Source organism: Pararobbsia alpina, from assembly GCF_902859895.1.
Classification (GTDB): Bacteria; Pseudomonadota; Gammaproteobacteria; order Burkholderiales; family Burkholderiaceae; genus Pararobbsia; species Pararobbsia alpina.
Window position 1 is genome coordinate 215,894 of sequence record NZ_CADIKM010000003.1, and the last position, 18,756, is coordinate 234,649.

Annotated in this window: 16 protein-coding genes; 10 read left to right on the top strand and 6 right to left on the bottom strand. The window is 64.0% G+C overall.

Going from position 1 to position 18,756, the window contains the following annotated elements; genetic code table 11:
* Positions 1 to 13: 13 nt before the first annotated feature.
* The 4 genes from HV670_RS05035 to HV670_RS05050 form a co-directional block, all read right to left on the bottom strand.
* Complete coding sequence (locus HV670_RS05035) at positions 14 to 460, bottom strand: nuclear transport factor 2 family protein (RefSeq protein ID WP_175103536.1); 447 nt, start codon at positions 458 to 460, stop codon at positions 14 to 16.
* Positions 461 to 522: 62 nt separating this feature from the next.
* On the bottom strand, positions 523 to 1,548 hold the full coding sequence (waaF, locus tag HV670_RS05040; RefSeq protein ID WP_175103674.1) for a lipopolysaccharide heptosyltransferase II: 1,026 nt from the start codon (positions 1,546 to 1,548) through the stop codon (positions 523 to 525).
* 2 nt (positions 1,549 to 1,550) lie between these two features.
* A complete protein-coding gene (locus tag HV670_RS05045) occupies positions 1,551 to 1,748 on the bottom strand; it encodes a zinc-finger domain-containing protein (RefSeq protein WP_175103537.1) in 198 nt (65 codons plus the stop codon).
* Between the two features lie 165 nt (positions 1,749 to 1,913).
* Positions 1,914 to 2,834, bottom strand: coding sequence for a branched-chain amino acid transaminase (locus HV670_RS05050; protein WP_175103538.1), 921 nt, complete (start codon positions 2,832 to 2,834; stop codon positions 1,914 to 1,916).
* A gap of 430 nt (positions 2,835 to 3,264) precedes the next feature.
* On the opposite strand from HV670_RS05050, the gene HV670_RS05055 reads away from it, so the two are divergent.
* The 7 genes from HV670_RS05055 (at position 3,265) to HV670_RS05085 (ending at position 11,501) form a co-directional block, all read left to right on the top strand.
* Entirely contained in the window at positions 3,265 to 4,461 is a 1,197-nt protein-coding gene (locus HV670_RS05055) for a phosphoglycerate kinase (RefSeq protein ID WP_175103539.1), read from the top strand.
* A 406-nt stretch (positions 4,462 to 4,867) separates the two neighbouring features.
* On the top strand, positions 4,868 to 6,304 hold the full coding sequence (gene pyk, locus HV670_RS05060; RefSeq protein WP_175103675.1) for a pyruvate kinase: 1,437 nt from the start codon (positions 4,868 to 4,870) through the stop codon (positions 6,302 to 6,304).
* A 127-nt stretch (positions 6,305 to 6,431) separates the two neighbouring features.
* A complete protein-coding gene (gene fba / locus HV670_RS05065; RefSeq protein WP_175103540.1) occupies positions 6,432 to 7,496 on the top strand; it encodes a class II fructose-bisphosphate aldolase in 1,065 nt (354 codons plus the stop codon).
* A gap of 162 nt (positions 7,497 to 7,658) precedes the next feature.
* Positions 7,659 to 8,552, top strand: coding sequence for a phosphoribosylaminoimidazolesuccinocarboxamide synthase (locus HV670_RS05070; protein ID WP_175103541.1), 894 nt, complete (start codon positions 7,659 to 7,661; stop codon positions 8,550 to 8,552).
* Between the two features lie 75 nt (positions 8,553 to 8,627).
* Positions 8,628 to 9,122 carry a 5-(carboxyamino)imidazole ribonucleotide mutase gene (gene purE / locus HV670_RS05075; protein WP_281362360.1) on the top strand — a complete coding sequence of 165 codons (495 nt, stop codon included), beginning with the start codon at positions 8,628 to 8,630 and terminating at the stop codon, positions 9,120 to 9,122.
* A 19-nt stretch (positions 9,123 to 9,141) separates the two neighbouring features.
* Positions 9,142 to 10,383: a 5-(carboxyamino)imidazole ribonucleotide synthase gene (locus HV670_RS05080; RefSeq protein WP_281362361.1), complete on the top strand. Its 1,242-nt coding sequence runs from the start codon at positions 9,142 to 9,144 to the stop codon at positions 10,381 to 10,383.
* 74 nt (positions 10,384 to 10,457) lie between these two features.
* On the top strand, positions 10,458 to 11,501 hold the full coding sequence (locus HV670_RS05085) for an L-threonylcarbamoyladenylate synthase (protein ID WP_175103543.1): 1,044 nt from the start codon (positions 10,458 to 10,460) through the stop codon (positions 11,499 to 11,501).
* A gap of 175 nt (positions 11,502 to 11,676) precedes the next feature.
* Here the strand turns inward: HV670_RS05085 and HV670_RS05090 are convergent, their stop codons facing one another.
* Positions 11,677 to 12,777: an SGNH/GDSL hydrolase family protein gene (locus HV670_RS05090; RefSeq protein ID WP_175103544.1), complete on the bottom strand. Its 1,101-nt coding sequence runs from the start codon at positions 12,775 to 12,777 to the stop codon at positions 11,677 to 11,679.
* Between the two features lie 472 nt (positions 12,778 to 13,249).
* Between HV670_RS05090 and HV670_RS05095 the strand changes: the two genes are divergently transcribed.
* Entirely contained in the window at positions 13,250 to 14,461 is a 1,212-nt protein-coding gene (locus HV670_RS05095; RefSeq protein ID WP_175103545.1) for a porin, read from the top strand.
* Positions 14,462 to 14,730: 269 nt separating this feature from the next.
* Here HV670_RS05095 and dacB read toward each other — a convergent pair whose 3' ends face one another.
* Positions 14,731 to 16,290: a D-alanyl-D-alanine carboxypeptidase/D-alanyl-D-alanine endopeptidase gene (dacB, locus tag HV670_RS05100; protein ID WP_246257038.1), complete on the bottom strand. Its 1,560-nt coding sequence runs from the start codon at positions 16,288 to 16,290 to the stop codon at positions 14,731 to 14,733.
* 385 nt (positions 16,291 to 16,675) lie between these two features.
* Between dacB and HV670_RS05105 the strand changes: the two genes are divergently transcribed.
* Both HV670_RS05105 and HV670_RS05110 read left to right on the top strand, forming a co-directional pair.
* Entirely contained in the window at positions 16,676 to 17,341 is a 666-nt protein-coding gene (locus HV670_RS05105; protein WP_175103547.1) for a response regulator, read from the top strand.
* Entirely contained in the window at positions 17,338 to 18,705 is a 1,368-nt protein-coding gene (locus HV670_RS05110; RefSeq protein WP_175103548.1) for a sensor histidine kinase, read from the top strand. Before HV670_RS05105 ends, HV670_RS05110 begins: the two co-directional genes overlap by 4 nt.
* Positions 18,706 to 18,756 lie beyond the last annotated feature (51 nt).

The following is an 18,756-nucleotide window of genomic DNA, read 5'->3' on the forward strand; positions in this document are numbered from 1 at the left end:
GTGCCCGCGGGCATCAGTGCAGCGGCCCCTGGTCGCGGTGCAGGCGCGTGGCGAACTGGTCGGCGGCTTTCGCGGGCATCACGCTCGAATGGATATGGGCGATGCGCCATTCGCCGCGCTCATGAACCATCACATAGGTCGAGAACACCATTTCGGGCACATCGTTTTCGCCTGCCGCGCGATGCGCCTCGGCGACCGCATAGACGATCGTGCCAAGGCTGTCGTACACGCGTATGTCGAGCGGCTCGATGGCGGTACGCGACAATTCGAACTGCTTGGCAAGGCCGGAGCGAATCTGGTCAAGTCCATGCAGATGGGAGCCATCGGGACAGATGTAGGAAACGAATTCCTCGTCGATCCACAGATCCATCAGACCGTCGAGATTGGCTTCGCTGACCGCACGGTAGAACGCGTGCAGGGTATCGGCGGCAGCTTCGAACAGGCGGGCAAATCGTGGCATCGTTTGTTCAAAAGTTGCGGCGGTTCAAGTGGCGCCCGGCGTTGCCCGGGCGGTCGCCTGCACTAGCGGCGCGCGACCAGCATTTCGCGCAATTGCTCGAACACCTGCTCGGGGCTCAGGTCGCGCATGCACTTGAAATGCCCAAGCGGGCATTCGCGCTGAAAGCACGGGCTGCATTCGAGATGGAGCCATTGTACCTTCGCGCTTTCCGAGAGGGGCGGCGTATGGCGCGGATCCGACGATCCATAGAGCGCGACGAGGGGACGGCGCAGCGCCGCGGCCACGTGCATGAGTCCTGAATCGTTTGAAACGACCGCGCTCGCCCGGCCGATCAGCGCACAAGCATCGGACAGCGAAGTCTGGCCGCAGAGGTTGCGCACGAACGGCGCGTGCTCCGCGATGGCCGCGGCAATCGGCGAATCCTTCGGCGAGCCGAGCGCGACGATCTGCGCATACGGGAACGCATGCCGCACGAGCTGCGCAAGCGCGCCGAACTGCTCGGCGGGCCAGCGCTTCGCAGGGCCGAATTCCGCACCGGGGCAGAACACGACGAGCGGCACGCGGTTGTCGAGCGTAAACCGGTTCGACACGCGCACACCTTCGTTCAGGTCGGACTCGATGCGCGGCAGCGGCAAATCGTCGGGCAGGCTCGCCCCCGGCGCATAGGCCAGGGCCGCGTAGTGCCGCACCATGGGTGGACGCGCATCCTTGCGCGGATTCGCATGGCGCACATTGAGCAGGCCGTGGCGGAACTCGCCCGTATAGCCGATGCGCAGCCGGACCCCGGCCATCCACGGAATCAGGGCGGACTTGAGCGAATTCGGCAGCACGTAAGCGGCATCGTAGCGCTCTTCACGCAGGTCACCCGCGAGCTGCCAGCGATTGAGCAGTTGCAGCTTGCCATGCGCGAGGGTGCTCGAGTGAACCGCGCTGATCTCGGGCATGCGCTCGAGCACCGGCGCGACCCAGGCCGGCGCGAGCGCATCGATCGTCAGTCGGGGGTTCAGCCGCTTCAGCAGGGTGAACAGCGGCTGCGCCATCAGTGCATCGCCGATCCAGTTCGGCGCGATGACGAGCGCGCGGCGCAGGCTCAATGATGACCCTTGAGCACTTCGCCGGCGCGCAGCTTGTAGCGCGTGCTGCAGTACGGGCAGCGCGCTTCGCCGTGGGTGACGTCGATGAACACGCGCGGATGGGAGCTCCAGCGTGCCATCTGCGGGTTCGGGCAATAGACGGGAAGATCTTTGGCGCTGACTTCGACCAGCGGCATCGCGGTGTTTTCGCTCATGGGAACCGTTCTTCTACGAAATACTCAATCGATTTTCGTCGGCCGGTGGCCCGGCCCTCGTGGATTCTTCTGCTGCACCCGCATGCCGGCCTGCGCCGCGCCGGCGAGCCGGCGCGTGGGGCCTGTGCACCCGGGTCTGTCTGGCACCCGACGCCGCCCGGATTCTCAGATCTTGCTCAGCCAGTGCGCGTATTTCGGGTTCTTGCCTTCGACGATCTCGAAAAATGCGCTTTGCAGCTTCTCGGTAATGGGGCCGCGGCTGCCGCTACCGATCGTGCGATTGTCGAGCTCGCGAATCGGCGTGACTTCGGCCGCCGTTCCCGTGAAGAACGCCTCGTCGCAGGTATAGACCTCGTCGCGCGTGATCCGCTTTTCGATCACTTCGATGCCGGCCGCGCGCGCGAGCGTGATGACCGTGTCGCGCGTGATGCCGTCGAGGCAGGAGGCGAGGTCCGGCGTATAGAGCTTGCCGTTGTTCACGAGGAAGAAGTTTTCTCCCGAGCCTTCCGAGACATAACCGTCGACGTCGAGCAGCAGCGCTTCGTCATAGCCGTCGGCAGTCGCTTCCTGGTTCGCGAGGATCGAATTGACATACCAGCCCGAGGCCTTCGCGCGGACCATCGACACATTCACATGGTGGCGCGTGAACGACGAGGTCTTGACGCGAATGCCCTTCGCGAGGCCGTCTTCACCCAGATAGGCGCCCCAAGGCCAGGCCGCGATCGCGACGTGGATCGTGTTGCCCCTGGCCGACACGCCGAGCTTTTCCGAGCCGACCCAGACGATCGGGCGGATATAGCAGGAGTCGAGCCCATTCGCGCGCACGACTTCGAGCTGGGCTTCGGCGAGGGTCTTCTGGTCGAACGGAATCTCCATCTGGAAGATCTTGGCCGAATTGAACAGCCGCTTCGTATGCTCCGCAAGCCTGAAAATCGCCGTGCCATCCACGGTCTTGTATGCGCGCACGCCTTCGAAGACTCCCATCCCATAGTGCAGGGTATGGGTCAGGACGTGGATCTGCGCGTCGCGCCAGTCGATCAGCTTGCCATCCTTCCAGATCTTGCCGTCGCGGTCGGCCATGGACATCACGATTCTCCTAATGTGGGTTCTAAAGCGGGCGTTGAGCCAAGTCCAGCATTGTAAATCAGGTGCGCCGCGCGGCTGCGCGTTTTCCAACATCGTGCGCAAAGTGCGGGCATTCCGGCCTGTGCGTGTAGGTTTTCGTAAGTTTGTGAAGGTATTTCGTCAGCCATTCGGCCAGGGTGCAATTCAGCGGGGCTTCGCGCATAGTCGAGGTTCGCGGGAACGCCCGGCGGGCCTCAGGCAGCGTGACTTCCTGCCCGGCGCGGTGATCTCTGTCACATTGGAACACCGGTCGGATCAGGTAAAATACCCTTCCCTCACACCCGAGGGGTCTGAGGGGGCTGTTGCTGCCGGTCATACGGCGTCCCGACGACCCGCGAGCCACGGCCTCCGAGTTACGATTTCAATCACCCACCAGACCACCCACATTCACATGACCCAAGTTTTGCGTCTTTCCGATCTGATCGCCGACGGCAAGCTCTCCGGCAAGCGAGTGTTCATCCGCGCCGACTTGAACGTGCCGCAGGACGACCAGGGCAATATCACCGAAGACACGCGTATCCGTGCGTCGGCGCCGGCGATCCGCCAGGCACTCGAAGCCGGCGCGGCGGTGATGGTCACCTCCCACCTCGGACGTCCGACCGAAGGCGAATTCAAGCCGGAAGACTCGCTCGCACCGGTTGCGAAGCGTCTTGCCGAACTGCTCGGCCGTGAGGTGCCGCTGGTGGCGAACTGGGTCGAGAACGGTGTCGACGTGAAGCCGGGCCAGCTCGTGATGCTCGAGAACTGCCGCGTCAACAAGGGTGAAAAGAAGGACTCCGACGAGCTCGCCCGGAAGATGGCGAAGCTTTGCGATATTTATGTGAACGACGCGTTCGGCACGGCACATCGCGCCGAAGCGACGACCCACGGCATCGCGAAATACGCGCCCATCGCCTGCGCGGGCCCGCTGCTCGCACAGGAACTCGATGCGCTGGGCCGCGCCCTGGGCGCGCCCAAGCGACCGCTCGTCGCGATCGTCGCGGGCTCGAAGGTCTCGACCAAGCTGACGATCCTGAAGGCGCTTGCCGCAAAGGTCGACCGGCTGATCGTCGGCGGCGGCATCGCGAACACTTTCCTGCTCGCCGCCGGTCATCCGATCGGCAAGTCGCTCGCCGAGGCCGATCTGGTCGACGAAGCGAAGGCGATCATCGATTTGATGAAGCAACGTGGCGCTTCGGTGCCGGTGCCGACCGACGTCGTGACGGCCAAGGAGTTCTCGCCGAACGCGAAGGCGCAAACGAAGCCGGTCGCCGATGTGGCGGCCGACGACCTGATTCTCGATATCGGCCCGCAGACCTCGGCCGTGCTCGCGAAGCAGATCGCCGAGGCCGGCACGATCGTCTGGAACGGCCCGGTCGGCGTGTTCGAGTTCGACGCGTTCGAGCAGGGCACGAAGACGCTCGCGCATGCGATCGCGCAGTCGCCGGCGTTCTCGATCGCCGGCGGCGGCGATACGCTCGCGGCGATCGCGAAATACGGCATCGCCGACAAGATCGGTTATATCTCGACGGGCGGCGGAGCCTTCCTCGAATTCCTGGAAGGCAAGACGCTGCCTGCCGTCGCCGTACTTGAATCGCGGGCCCAATAACATGACCTCCCGCCGCAGGAAGGCTTCACCCGATCAGATCGCCGATACGCCTGCCAACTCCGATGTGGAGCCGGCCCTGCAGAGCGGTGTAACCAGCACGATGCCGGTCGCGAGCGAGACCGCACACGATGTCGTGGCGGTGCTGGCCGCGCTTAAGGCGACCACTGAAGCGGCGAGCGCTGCGGTCGAGGCCGATGCCGTGGGTTTCAAGGGCGTTTCGTCCGCGAGCCCGGACGCTTGCTCAACACCCATCGCCGCGCCGGCGGCCGCTGCCGGCAGCCTGTCGCCGGCCGATGCTTCGCCTACAAGAATACAAAACCCGACAGCCCTCGATTCACGGGACATCCGTGCGTCGTCAACGGCTGCGTCATTCAACGAAACTGCCCATAGCAGAACGAGGAGATCCATGCATCGCGCCACTAAAATCGTCGCAACACTCGGCCCAGCTTCGAGTTCCTTCGACACCCTGTTGCAAATGATCAAGGCTGGCGTCGATGTTGTGCGGCTGAACTTTTCGCACGGCAAGGCTGACGACCATCGCGAACGCGCCGAGACGGTTCGCGAGGCCGCCCGCCAGTGCGGCCGCGAAATCGCGATCATGGCCGATCTCCAGGGACCGAAGATCCGCGTGGGCAAGTTCGCGCAAGGCAAGGTCATGCTGATCGCCGGCCAACCGTTCATCCTCGATGCCGCGTGCGAACTCGGCAATGACGAGCGAGTCGGGCTCGACTACAAGGACCTGCCGCGCGACCTGAAGCCGAACGACGTGCTGCTGCTCAACGACGGCCTGATCGTGCTGACCGTCTCGCGGATCGTCGGCGACGAGATCCACACCGTCGTCAAGATCGGCGGCGAGCTCTCGAACAACAAGGGCATCAACCGCCAGGGCGGCGGCCTGACCGCGCCGGCGCTGACGGCGAAGGACATGGAGGACATCAAGACCGCCATGTCGCTCGGCGCCGACTATATCGCCGTGTCGTTCCCGAAGAACGCGACCGATATGGAAATGGCGCGTCAGCTCGGCAATATCGCGGGCGAGCCGTACGGCATCCGCCCGAAGATGATCGCGAAGATTGAACGTGCCGAGGCGATCCCGGTGCTCCAGGCGATTCTCGATGCGTCGGACGGCATCATGGTCGCGCGCGGCGACCTCGCGGTCGAAGTCGGCAATGCAGCCGTGCCGGCTCTGCAGAAGCGCATGATCCGGATGGCGCGCGACTCGAACAAGGTCGTGATCACCGCGACCCAGATGATGGAGTCGATGATCCAGAACCCGGTGCCGACCCGTGCCGAAGTCTCGGACGTCGCCAACGCGGTGCTCGACGGCACGGACGCGGTGATGTTGTCGGCCGAGACCGCCGCCGGCAAGTACCCGGTCGAAACGATCGAGGCGATGGCGGCGATCTGCGTCGAGGCCGAAAAGTCCGAACATGTCGAGCTCGACAACGACTTCCTGAACCGGACCTTCACGCGGATCGACCAGTCGATCGCGATGGGCGCGCTGTTCACGGCGTATCACCTCGATGCGAAGGCGATCGTCGCGCTGACTGAATCGGGTGCGACGGCGCTCTGGATGAGCCGTCACTGGATTCACGTGCCGATCTACGCGCTGACGCCGCGCGAGTCCAGCGTGCGCGCGATGTCCTTGTACCGCAATGTGACGCCGGTCGCGATCGATTCGAACCGCGACCGTGATGCGGCGCTCTCCGATGCGATCGACATCATCGTGTCCAAGGGCTTTGCGAAACATGGCGACAAGATCGTGCTGACCGTCGGCGAGCCGATGGGCCAGGCGGGCGGCACCAATACCCTCAAGATCGTGCGGATCGGCGAGCCGATCTGAACGCGCGAGGGCAACTGCTTCAAAGGGTGTCGCGCCGCGCAATGATCGGCGCACGCGACGCCCTGGCCCTGTGCTTGCGAGAGGCGAGCCGGGCCGCAAGGTTTCTACACAGTCCCAAGGAGTAAACATGCCTCTCGTTTCAATGCGCCAGCTGCTCGATCATGCAGCGGAGCACGGTTACGCGCTGCCTGCGTTTAATGTCAACAACCTCGAACAGATCCAGGCGATCATGGCGGCGGCGGATGAAGTCAACGCCCCGGTGATCATGCAGGCCTCGGCGGGTGCCCGTAAATATGCGGGCGAGCCGTTTCTGCGCCATCTGATCGAAGCTGCGGTCGAGTCTTATCCTCATCTGCCAGTGGTCATGCATCAGGATCACGGCCAGTCGCCCGCAGTCTGTATCGCGGCGATGCGCAGCGGTTTCACGAGCGTCATGATGGACGGTTCGCTCGAGGAAGACGGCAAGTCGGTCGCGAGCTACGACTACAACGTCGCCGTGTCGCGCCGGGTGGTCGAGATGGCGCACGCTGTCGGGGTGACGGTTGAGGCTGAGCTCGGTGTGCTCGGCTCGCTCGAAACGATGAAAGGCGACAAGGAAGACGGCCACGGCGCGGATGGCATGATGACCCGCGAGCAGTTGCTGACCGACCCCGAGCAGGCTGCGGACTTCGTGCGCCAGACTCAATGCGATGCACTCGCTATCGCGATCGGCACTTCGCACGGCGCCTACAAATTCAGCAAGAAGCCCACCGGGGACATTCTCTCGATCGGTCGAATCAAGGAGATCCACGCACGGATTCCGAACACGCACCTCGTGATGCACGGTTCGTCATCGGTCCCGCAGGACCTGCTCGCGGAGATCCGCGAGTTCGGCGGCGACATGCGGGAAACCTACGGCGTGCCCGTCGAGGAAATCCAGGAAGGCATCAAGCACGGGGTGCGCAAGGTCAATATCGATACTGACCTGCGCCTCGCGATGACCGGCGCGATCCGCCGCTACCTCGTCGAGAACCCGTCGAAGTTCGATCCGCGCGATTTCCTCAAGCCGGCGCGCGCGGCCGCCCAAGCCGTCTGCAAGGCGCGTTTTCTCGCGTTCGGCTGCGAAGGCATGGCCGGCCGGCTCAAACCGCTCGCGCTCGAGGCGCTTGCGGCGAAGTACAAGAAAGGTGAACTCACGCCGGTGATCCACTAAAGTACAGTACCGGCTGGGCCGCAGGCGGGCCCAGCTCGGGCTGCATGGCTTGCGGCTCAGGGGCTGGTGGATCCGGGCCTGGCCGTTTCAAGTTTTCAGTACGCCACCCGCTGTGCGCGGGTGGCGTTTTCGATTCAACGTTTTACCGAAAGAAAGATTGCCATGTCCTCGACTTTGTACGAATCCTCGCTTCATTCGCTCAAGCTGCTCGGCTCCGGCAAGGTGCGCGATAACTACGCGGTGGGCGACGACAAGCTGTTGATCGTCACGACTGACCGCCTGTCCGCGTTCGACGTGGTGATGGGCGAGCCGATTCCCGCAAAGGGCCGGGTACTGAACCAGATGGCGAACTTCTGGTTCGCGAAACTCGCTGGCATCGTGCCGAATCACCTGACGGGCATTGAACCCGAATCGGTCGTCCAGCCCGACGAGATCGCGCAGGTCGAAGGCCGCGCGGTGGTCGTCAAGCGCCTCCAGCCGATCCTGGTCGAGGCGGTCGTGCGCGGCTATCTGGCCGGCAGCGGCTGGAAGGATTACCAGGCGACGGGCTCGGTCTGCGGTGTCAGGCTGCCGGCCGGCCTGCAGAACGCTCAGCAATTGTCCGAACCGATCTTCACGCCCGCGGCCAAGGCCGAGATGGGCGAACACGACGAAAACATCTCGTTCGAGGACGTCGAGCAGCGCATCGGTGCCGAACTTGCCGCGAAGATTCGCGACGTGAGTATCAGGCTGTATAAGGAGGCGTCGATCTATGCCGCCACGCGCGGCATCATCATCGCCGACACCAAGTTCGAATTCGGGCTCGATGAAGCGGGAACGCTGCACCTGATGGACGAAGTGCTGACCGCCGATTCGTCGCGCTTCTGGCCTGCCGATCAGTACCAGGTTGGCAGCAATCCGCCGTCGTTCGACAAGCAGTTCGTGCGCGACTGGCTCGAAACGCAGCCGTGGGGCAAGACCAAGCCGGCGCCGAAGCTGCCGGACGACGTGATCGAGAAGACCGCTGCCAAGTACCGCGAAGCGCTCGAGCGGCTGACCGGCGAGACGCTGCGTTGAACACGGAATGCGGAAAGGCGAATGAGCGGGCAGGGAGTGGCAGGCAATGAGGGGAAAGGGAACAAAGGAGGGCATGTGAGCGATTCAGTACAGATTGGCGTGGTCATGGGGTCCAGTTCGGACTGGGACGTCATGCAGCACGCGGTCACGGTGCTCAAGGAGTTCGGCATCGCTCACGAAGCGAAGGTCGTGTCGGCGCACCGAATGCCCGACGAGATGTTCGACTACGCGGAAACGGCGCGCGCGCGCGGCCTGCAGGCGATCATCGCCGGTGCCGGCGGTGCGGCGCACCTGCCGGGTATGCTGGCGGCAAAGACCACCGTACCGGTGCTGGGCGTGCCCGTGCCGTCGAAATACCTGAAAGGGGTCGATTCACTGCATTCAATCGTGCAGATGCCGAAGGGCGTGCCGGTTGCGACATTCGCGATCGGCGAGGCGGGCGCGGCGAATGCCGCGTTGTTCGCGGTCGCGATGCTCGCGAACGGCTCACCCGAACTCGCCGCGAAGCTCGATGCTTTTCGTGTGCGACAGCGCGAGGCGGCGAGCAAGATGCAATTGCCGCCGGTTTGATCCCGATTTTGCAGAGCACATGATGAGCATTTCTTCTTCGACTCCGGCCTCGATCGTCACGCCGGCCCCGGGCCTCGAACAAGGTTCCGCGCCAGCTGCCCCCTTGTTGCCCGGCGCATGGCTCGGCATGCTCGGCGGTGGCCAGCTCGGCCGGATGTTCTGTTTTGCCGCGCAGGCGATGGGCTATCGCGTCGCGGTACTCGACCCCGATGGCCTGAGTCCGGCCGGCTCGGTCGCGGATCGCCATATCCGTGCGGCATTCGACGACCAGAACGCGTTGACCGAGCTTTCGAGGCTGTGCGCCGCGATCTCGACCGAATTCGAGAACGTGCCCGCCGCGAGCCTCGAGTTTCTCGCGCGCTCGAGTTTTGTCGCGCCGTCGGCGCGGTGCGTCGCCATCGCCCAGGATCGTGCGATCGAGAAGGCCTTTCTCGTTGAATGCGGCGTGCCCGTCGCGCCGCATGTCGTGATCGCATCGTCGGCGGCGCTCGCCGACATCGACGACGCGCCGCTCGATGCGGTGCTGCCGGGCATTCTCAAGACCGCGCGGCTGGGCTATGACGGCAAGGGTCAGGTGCGGGTCGCCAATGCGAATGAAGTGCGGCTCGCGCACGCCGACATGGGTGGCGTGCCCTGCGTGCTCGAAAAGCGCCTTGCGCTGGCCTATGAGGTCTCGGCACTCGTCGCGCGCGGCGCGGACGGCCGTTCGGTCGTCTATCCGCTGGCGGAGAATGTCCACCATCAGGGCATCCTTGCCGAAACCACCGTGCCGTCGCAACGAGCGAGCGCCGCGCTCGCCGCGCAGGCGCAGTCCGCCGCGCAGGCGATTGCCGCCCAGATGCACTATGTCGGCGTGCTGTGCGTGGAGTTCTTCGTGCTCGAGGACGGTTCGCTGGTCGCCAACGAAATGGCGCCGCGTCCGCACAATTCCGGCCACTACACGGTCGATGCATGCGCGACGAGTCAGTTCGAGCAGCAGGTTCGCGCGATGACGGGGCTGCCGCTCGGCGATCCGCGCCAGCATTCGCCGGCCGTCATGCTCAATGTGCTCGGCGACGTCTGGTTCGAGGACGGTTCGGCGCGCACGCCGCCCTGGCAGGACGTGGTCGCGCTGCCCGCGGCGCGGCTGCATCTGTACGCAAAGGAAGATGCGCGGCCGGGCCGCAAGATGGGTCACATCACGCTGACGGCCGCCACGGCCGAGGCTGCGCACGAAGCGGCGCGCGAGTGCCAGCGGCTGTTACGAATCGTGTTCGACTGATGCGGCGTTTCATGCTGCAATGGGGCCGAACCATTCGGTGCGTCGAAGATGACAGAGCGAGCTGACTGAGTGAGATGATCGAACGCGACCCCCCTCCGTTTTTGCAGCCGGACGCCGCCGGGATTGCCGAGGCGGCCGCGATCCTGGATCGCGGCAAACTCCTCGCGTTCCCGTCCGAGACCGTTTATGGACTCGGCGCGGACGCCGAGGATGTCGATGCTGTCATGCGGATCTACGAGGCGAAAGGCCGGCCGGCGACTCATCCGGTGATCGTCCACATTTCGCCGGATAGCGATCCGGGTTACTGGGTACATGAGCTGCCTCATGCGGCCCGCCTGCTGATCGATGCATTCTGGCCTGGTCCGCTTACGCTGATCCTCAAGCGGGCGGCCCATATTCCCGACGTCGTGAGCGGCGGCCAGGATTCGGTCGGCCTGCGCTGTCCGTCGCATCCGGTGGCGCAGGCGTTGCTGCGCGCGTTCGACGGGTTTCGCGAGGGGCACGGCGGCGTGGCGGGGCCGTCAGCCAATCGCTTTGGACACGTGAGTCCGACCACCGCGCAGCATGTGCGTGAGGAGTTTGGCAACGCGATTCCGATTCTCGATGGCGGTTCGTCCAAGGTCGGCATCGAGTCGACCATCCTCGATCTTTCAAGGGGATTTCCCGCGTTGCTGCGGCCTGGGCACCTGACGCCGCAGCAGCTTGCCGCCGTGCTCGGCGAGATGCCGCGATTGCCCGACGGGAGCGATGCGTCCGCGCCGCGTGCTTCGGGCACGCTCAAGGCGCACTATGCGACGCGCACGCCGCTGGCCCTGCTGACCGCGGACGATATCGGCGCCATGGCGATCGAGCATGCGGGCGAGCGCATAGCGATTGTCGCGCGGCGCTCGGCAATCGGTGATATCGCAGACTTGCCGAACGTCGTGTTTGTTGCCGCGCCCGAGGATCCGTCGCAATACGCCCAGGCGCTCTACGGTCTGCTGCGCGAACTGGACCGCGGGGATCTCGAACGCATCTTGATCGAACGATTGCCAGCGAGCCCCGCCTGGGCAGCCATCAACGACCGCCTCGGTCGCGCGGCCGCCGCCTTCGACGACAACCTGCCGGTTGACGATTGAAGGTCTGCGACTGATGACCTGCGATCCGCAATTCGCGGCTTGCGACCCGCCACCCGCCACCCGCCACCCGCCACCCGCCACCTGTGACCTGTGACCGGGGACCGGGGACCGGCGAGCGGCGAGCGTCGATCTGCAACTGACGATCGCCGGCGCTTCGTGACGTGGTATCTCGTCGTTATTTCAATCCGTATTTCGCATTGATCACGGACTCGGCATAGGTCGCGAACACCTGGTACAGGTGTGTCGTCGGGTGGAGCTGATCGGCGAACATATACGTCTGATCGGCATTCGGCGCGACCAGCGTCTGCGGCGAGCAGAACAGTGCGCTGCCGAAAGCACTCGGATTTGGCTGTCCGTCAGCGGTCGCCTTGGCGATCATCTGCCCGAGATTACAGGCTGTCGCGGTATTGCTGACCGTAAACCCGTCTGACTGGAACGTACCCAACTCATTGTGCAGCCAGGTCTGCGTATCGATGAACGCGATTTTGTCCATCAGCCCGGGTTGGGCATTGAGCGTCCCCGCGAGCGTCTGATTGAACAAGAGGACGAGCGGGGCGAACACGGAGGCACTCAGCGTCGGATTGGTCGACAGGGTCGTCAGGGGTGTTTCGGCGAGATTCGGCACGCTTGCAACGGCGACATGGGTCGCGCCCGCCTGCACGATCGTGGCGACCAGCGCGGCGAGATCAGTGGCTGCCTTCCCCACAGCGGTACCGACGGCCGCTTGAGTGGCGGTACCGGCCTGGAGCGCGATCGCGCCCTGGATGATGTCGTTCGCGCCGCCCTGGATCAGCACGAGCTGATTGCCGTTGAAGCCGCCATGCATCGCAATGTAGTTCTGTACCTGATCGTGTACGGGCACGGTCAGCGCAGCTGCGTTGGTCGCCGCCGCGCCGCCGGTCACGAGCGCACCGCCCTGAGCGTAGCCATAGCCGTTCGGATTGTTGATGACAGGTGCGCCGAAACCGCCCGTCTGGGCCGCGACCAGGGTGCCACCGTAGAAGTTTGCGACATCCTGCGTCCATACCTGGCCCGGATTGGTCGTGAAGCGGCCGCCGCCGAATTCGAGGGCGATGTTCGGTGCATAGGTGCCGACGTCCGAGAGGCTGTCTCCGAACGAGACGACCTGCAGGCTAGTCGTCGAGACCGGCGTCGCCGGGGCGGGCGTGTTGTCGTCGCCGCCGCCGCATGCGTTCAGCGTCGCGGCCAGCGAGACTGCCGCGATGCCTTGCGCCGTGCGCAATGCCCAATGGGAAAGCCGGGGGGGAAACTTCATGGTTGCTCCTCGCATGTTTGCGTAATAGTTATTTGCAGCCTGATCAGTCCACCCGGTCTCCCATATGGACAAGATTAAGCGGGGGCTGCCTGTCCCAAGAATTGGTTTTTTTTACTCAATTCCTATGTCGGGATGCTCATTAATTTGCGGGCACGCCCTTTCTCGAAAAAATCGCCATTAAAGCCTGCAGGATTCGCACGAACGTTTTTTTCGATATGAAGCGAAGCGTACAACGCGTCCCCGCTGAAACCCATAGAGGATTGTTTCGAATCGGGGAGGGTTGGCTTGCAAGGGAGAGCGGGTCGAAGAAGGGGCTCATAAGCCCAAATGCATTTTCAATATTTTTGATGTGTAATTTTTCTGAAAGTGTGTGGTTTTGGAGACACGCGATTATGTTTGCTCGCATGGTCGCGAGTGCTGCGCTACTGTGCATTCCGTACCGATGCTCATTAACAAAATCGTGGAGAGCTGAATGAAACGACTGTCACTGTCTACTCTTTCGCTGTCGCTGCTGGCTGCAACGGGCGCGGCACACGCACAATCGAGCGTAACCCTTTACGGTGTAATCGACACATCGCTCAGCTTCATTCATAACACGCAAGGCGCGGGCCAAGGGTCCACGACTGGCGGTACACGCAACCTATGGGTGCTGGGAAACAACAGCTTCGGTAACCTGTCGGGCTCGCGTTTCGGCATGAAGGGCAATGAAGATCTGGGCGGCGGTCTGTCAGCGATCTTCACCTTGGAAGGCGGTTTCAACCCGAGCACGGGCCAATCGGGCCAAGGCAGCACACTGTTCGGCCGCCAGGCTTTCGTCGGCCTGAGCAGCAACACGGCAGGTACGCTCACTCTCGGTCGCCAATATGACCCGCTCGTCGATCTGGTTCAACCGCTCACGGAAGACAACTACTTCGGCTCGGCGTTCGCAACGGTCGGCGACATCGACAACTACGACAACAGTTCGCGTACGAACAACGCCATCAAGTACTTGTCGCCGACGATCGCCGGCTTCCAGTTCGAAGGCATGTACGCGCTGGGCGGCGTAGCAGGCACGACGGGTTCGAATCAATCGTGGGCTGCGGCCCTGGCCTACAACAATGGCCCGATTGGCATCGCCGCAGGCTACTGGTTCTCGGATAACGCCAATACCCTCGGCGCTCCGCGCACCGGCTGGACGAGCACCTCGTCGAACACGTTCGACGGAGCACCGAATCTCGGCTACGTCACGGCGAAGTCGCTTGGCGTGGCGCGTGTCGCAGGCCAATACGTCGCGGGTCCGTTCACGATGGGCCTGGCCTACAGCAACGCGCAATACAAGCCGGATGCAGCGTCCTTGTACGGCTCGACCGAAAAATACAACACGGGGCAAGGCTGGCTGAACTACCAGGCTACCTCGGCGCTGCTGGCGGGTGTCGGTTATAGCTACACGAAGTCGAGCGGCGACACGGACGCGACCTACCATCAAGTCTCGGTGGGTGCGGACTACTCGCTATCCAAGCGTACCGACATCTATGTTACGGCTGCCTACCAGCACGCCAGCGGAGAAACGCGGGCGACGGTGACCAACCCCGACGGCACAACCACCACGGTGGTAACGGCCGCGCAAGCTTCGATCGGTTCGTACGGCTACAACGGTACGAACACGCAAGAGCTCGTGAACCTGGGTCTGCGTCACAAGTTCTAAGCGTCTAGTCGCTTGTTGCAAGGAAAGCCAGTCAGTGGTTTCACCACTGACTGGCTTTTATTTTTCCTGGGTTCGAAAATTACCGCTTTGCAAACCTGCATGTAACAGGATCGGTAACTTCTGCTGATTCATACGCGCAGCGCAATCGCGTAGTCGGAGTCACAGGCCGATGCTGCACTCCAATGCCACGCCCCGTGCCGCAGCGTTATATCCCGCCTCATGCCGCAGCGCCACACCACACCCCATGCCGCTGCATGCTGCCCCCGCGCTCAACGCGCCGACTTGTAGATCCATTCGAGCAGCGCATCGTGGGCCGCGCGCCCGGCCTCGGAGCGGGGATCGTTGATGAAGCTCACGACCACGTAGCTATTGCCGTCCTGGCTTGCGACATAGCCGGCGATCGCCCGGACATCGGACAAGGTGCCCGTCTTGATATGCGCATTGCCGACCACGGGCTGATTGGCCAGGCGGTGGCGCATCGTGCCGTCGACGCCGGCGATCGGCAGCGACTCCACGAAGGCCTGCGCGACCGGGCTTGAGTTGGCGGCCTGCAGCAATTCCGCGAGACCCACCGCCGTGATGCGTTCGTCGCGCGAAAGCCCCGAGCCGTTGTCGAGCACGAGATCGGGAATGGCCAGGTGGTTGGCGATCAGCCAGGTATGAACTGCCGCGGCGGCATTCGCCGTTGTCGCGGGCGCCTTGGCCTGGACCGCGCCGATCGTGAGGAACAGATTGCGCGCCATCACATTGTTCGAGAACTTGTTGATGTCGCGCACGATGTCCCTCAGCGGCGGGCTCTGGTGCAGGCCGACTGACTTTGCGCTCTCAGGTGTCGCACCCTCGCGGATCGTGCCGTGAAAGGTGCCGCCGGTCTGCTTCCAAAGTGCGAGGAAGCCGCCGCCGAAGAAGGTCGTGTGGTCGAGCACCGCGATATTGGTCACATGGTCGCCACAGCGCGCCGAATAGTCGCCTGAGAACACCGCGTCGACCGTGCCGTCCGGCTGAGGTGTGAGATCGGGTGTCAGCGCGACGCCGACGCAGGGTCCGCGGCTCAGACGCAGCTGGTTGCTCACATGCAGTTGTGCGAGCGGCGGCAAGACGTCGATGTCGACCTGCCGCGTCGCGTCGTCCGGACGGAGCGTGAACGACAGGGACTTGAACGCGTAGAGCAGGGGATCGGGCCCGACGTTGTACGGCGCGTTCGCATCGTCGTCGAGCGGCGGCGCATTGCGTGTCGAATCGGCGAAATAGCGCTTGTCGAGGACGAGATCGCCTTCAAGGTCGACGATGCCGGCCTCGTGGATCTGGTTGACGAGGTCGATCAGCTCTTCGGGTACGAGCTTCGGATCGCCACTTCCCTCGACATAGAGATTGCCGTGCAGGACACCGCCGACCAGGTTGCCGTCGGCATAGGCCCGGGTTTTCCAGCGAAAGTCGGGGCCGAGCATCGACAGGCCGGAGAAGGTCGTCACGAGCTTCATCGTCGAGGCGGGCTGCATCGGCTTGTCGCCGTTGACATCGATCAGCGGCGCCGTCGAGCCGATCTTTTCGACATAGATGCTGACGGACGACAAAGGAATATGTTCGCGTGCGAGCGCCGCGGTCACGACCGGCGGCAGTTGCTGGATAGCCGGCAGCACGATGCGCGTGCGTTTGTGCAGCGACGGTCTGGCGCCCGATTCATTCCCGACCTTGTTGCCCGAGACGCGGGCGCTCGCCTGCGCCTCGGCGGTCGCGAGCAGCGAGGCACCGAGCACCAGGCCGACGAACCATCGACGGTCGGAAAACGGGGAAAGCCGGGAACGCCGGGAACGCGTCGAAACGGGCAACGTTGCCAAGAGAGGGAACGATGCGCAAGCACGGGACAATGCGGCAGCAACGAACGACGTGGCAGCGCGGGACCACGCGAAAACAGGAGTGACGGCGGAAGCAGGAGAAAGCGCGAGGCGCGGGACGGATAGGGGCGGGCGAAAAACAAAAGGCATTGGATCGAGGCCAGGCGGACTGGGTGAAACCGAACAAGTGCAAACCGGGTCCGGACCGGACAATCCGGACCGACAGGCAAGCGGCGCCACGCGAGCGGCGGCGGCCGTGCTGCATGCTGGAGCCGTCGCGCGCCTGCGATGGATCATTGTAGAGATAAAATCACCGGAACCGTGTGCGGGGATGGCGATCCGTACCGTCTTGCCGATGCCACGTTCAGAGGACCTAGCCGTGCGCGTATTGCTTGTTGAAGATGACCGGATGATTGCCGAGGGCGTGCGCAAGGCGCTGCGCGCCGACGGATGTGCGGTCGACTGGGTTCAGGATGGCGCCGCGGCGATCTCGGCCGCGGGCTATGAGCCCTATGATCTGGTGCTGCTCGATCTCGGGCTGCCCAAGCGCGACGGCCTCGAGGTCCTGCGCGCGCTGCGCGCGAGCGGCCGCGATGTGCCGGTCATGATCGTGACGGCGCGCGATGCGGTCAGCGACCGCGTGAAGGGGCTCGATGCCGGCGCCGACGACTATCTCGTCAAACCCTTCGATCTCGACGAACTCGGCGCGCGCATGCGCGCGCTCGTGCGGCGGCGTGCGGGGCGCAGCGACGGACTGATCCGCCACGGCACCCTGACACTCGACCCCGCGACCCATGAAGTCACGCTTCACGGCGAGCCCGTTGCGCTGTCGGCGCGCGAGTTCGCCCTGCTTGCGGCCTTGCTCGCGAGGCCGGGGGCCGTGCTCTCGAAATCGCAGCTCGAAGAGAAGATCTATGGCTGGGGCGAGGAGATCGGCAGCAATGCGGTCGAAGTCTATGTTCACGCGCTGCGCAAGAAACTCGGGCCGGACCTGATCGGCAATGTGCGCGGTCTGGGCTATATGATCAACCGTCCCGTCGAATGAATTCGATCCGCCGTCGTCTGTTGCTGTGGCTGTTACTGACCGTCCTGATCGGACTGGCCGTCGCCGGCTGGCGCATCTATTCGCAGGCGCAGGCCGAGGCCAACGATATCTTCGATTTCCAGCTTCAACAGACCGCCGCGGCACTGCCCTCGGAGCCGTTCTCGTCGGTATTCGGCAACAATGGCGACACCGACGAAGGGGTCGTGATCCAGATCTGGAGCCGCACCGGCGTGCTGCTCTACTACTCGCGGCCGAACGCGCAGCTTGCGCCGAACGCGGCGCTCGGCTTCAGTACGCAGCAGACACCACATGGCGACTGGCGCGTCTACGGCGCGATGGTGGGTGACAATGTCGTGCAGCTCGCCCAGCCGATGAGCGTGCGCGATCATCTGGCGGCAATGATGGCCTGGCGCACGATCCTGCCCTTGCTCGTCCTGCTGCCTTTGCTGGCCCTGATCGTCTGGCTCGTGGTCGGGCGCGGGCTTTTGCCACTCAAGCGTTTTGCGCGCGCGCTCGATGCGCGGCGCCCCGATGCGCTCGAACCGCTCGACGATGCGCAGGTGCCGCTCGAGGTGCAGCCGCTTGCGGCTGCGCTCAACGGCCTGCTCGGGCGGCTCGGCCAGTCGCTCGATGCGCAGAAGGCCTTTGTCGCCGATGCTGCGCATGAGTTGCGCACGCCGCTTGCTGCGTTACGGATCCAGTTGCAATTGCTCGAACGCGCGCGCGAAGATGCGGATCGTACCGAGGCGCTCGACGATCTCAAGCAAGGAGTCGATCGCACGACGCACGTCGTCGAGCAGTTGCTGACGCTGGCGCGTGCTGAGCCGGGTAACGACATGCCGGGCACGGCGCGGCAGCAGGTCGATCTCATGTCTCTGCTCGGCGAATGCGTGGCCGCGCATGCGCCGATCGCGCGTGGCAAGCAGATCGACCTTGGCGTCAGCGAGCAGGACCGTGTCGAAATCGAAGGCGACCCCGCGGCGCTGCGCGTGATGCTCAACAACCTGCTCGATAACGCGGTCAAATACACGCCTGCTGGCGGCCGCATCGATGTGGCAGTGCGTCGCGACACCACGTTCGCGAAGCCCCGTGCCCGCGTCGAGATCGTCGACAGCGGCCCGGGCATTCCCGCCGCCGAGCGCGGGCGTGTGTTCGACCGTTTTTATCGAGGCGAGCCCGCGAGCGATTCGAATCCACCGGGCAGCGGGCTCGGGCTGGCGATCGTGCGGCGTATCGCGGAACGCCATGGCGCAAAGGTCGAGCTCGGCGACGCGGGGGAGGTCATGGCGAGCGGCACGGGCCTGCGCGCGACGATAGAGTTCCCGCTCGCACCGGCACGAGACAAGCCGTCCATGCCTTCGTGAATAGCAAACGTGCGGATATTCCTTTGCCGACCAACGACTTAAGTTTGTTTT

Excerpts from the sequence above, each read along its gene's own strand:
- HV670_RS05050 (WP_175103538.1), bottom strand. The coding sequence starts at position 2,834 with ATGTCCATGGCCGACCGCGACGGCAAGATCTGGAAGGATGGCAAGCTG.
- fba (WP_175103540.1), top strand. The coding sequence starts at position 6,432 with ATGCCTCTCGTTTCAATGCGCCAGCTGCTCGATCATGCAGCGGAGCAC.
- HV670_RS05085 (WP_175103543.1), top strand. The coding sequence starts at position 10,458 with ATGATCGAACGCGACCCCCCTCCGTTTTTGCAGCCGGACGCCGCCGGG.
- HV670_RS05080 (WP_281362361.1), top strand. The coding sequence starts at position 9,142 with ATGATGAGCATTTCTTCTTCGACTCCGGCCTCGATCGTCACGCCGGCC.
- HV670_RS05095 (WP_175103545.1), top strand. The coding sequence starts at position 13,250 with ATGAAACGACTGTCACTGTCTACTCTTTCGCTGTCGCTGCTGGCTGCA.
- HV670_RS05055 (WP_175103539.1), top strand. The coding sequence starts at position 3,265 with ATGACCCAAGTTTTGCGTCTTTCCGATCTGATCGCCGACGGCAAGCTC.
- HV670_RS05070 (WP_175103541.1), top strand. The coding sequence starts at position 7,659 with ATGTCCTCGACTTTGTACGAATCCTCGCTTCATTCGCTCAAGCTGCTC.
- HV670_RS05035 (WP_175103536.1), bottom strand. The coding sequence starts at position 460 with ATGCCACGATTTGCCCGCCTGTTCGAAGCTGCCGCCGATACCCTGCAC.
- HV670_RS05090 (WP_175103544.1), bottom strand. The coding sequence starts at position 12,777 with ATGAAGTTTCCCCCCCGGCTTTCCCATTGGGCATTGCGCACGGCGCAA.
- HV670_RS05110 (WP_175103548.1), top strand. The coding sequence starts at position 17,338 with ATGAATTCGATCCGCCGTCGTCTGTTGCTGTGGCTGTTACTGACCGTC.
- HV670_RS05045 (WP_175103537.1), bottom strand. The coding sequence starts at position 1,748 with ATGAGCGAAAACACCGCGATGCCGCTGGTCGAAGTCAGCGCCAAAGAT.
- pyk (WP_175103675.1), top strand. The coding sequence starts at position 4,868 with ATGCATCGCGCCACTAAAATCGTCGCAACACTCGGCCCAGCTTCGAGT.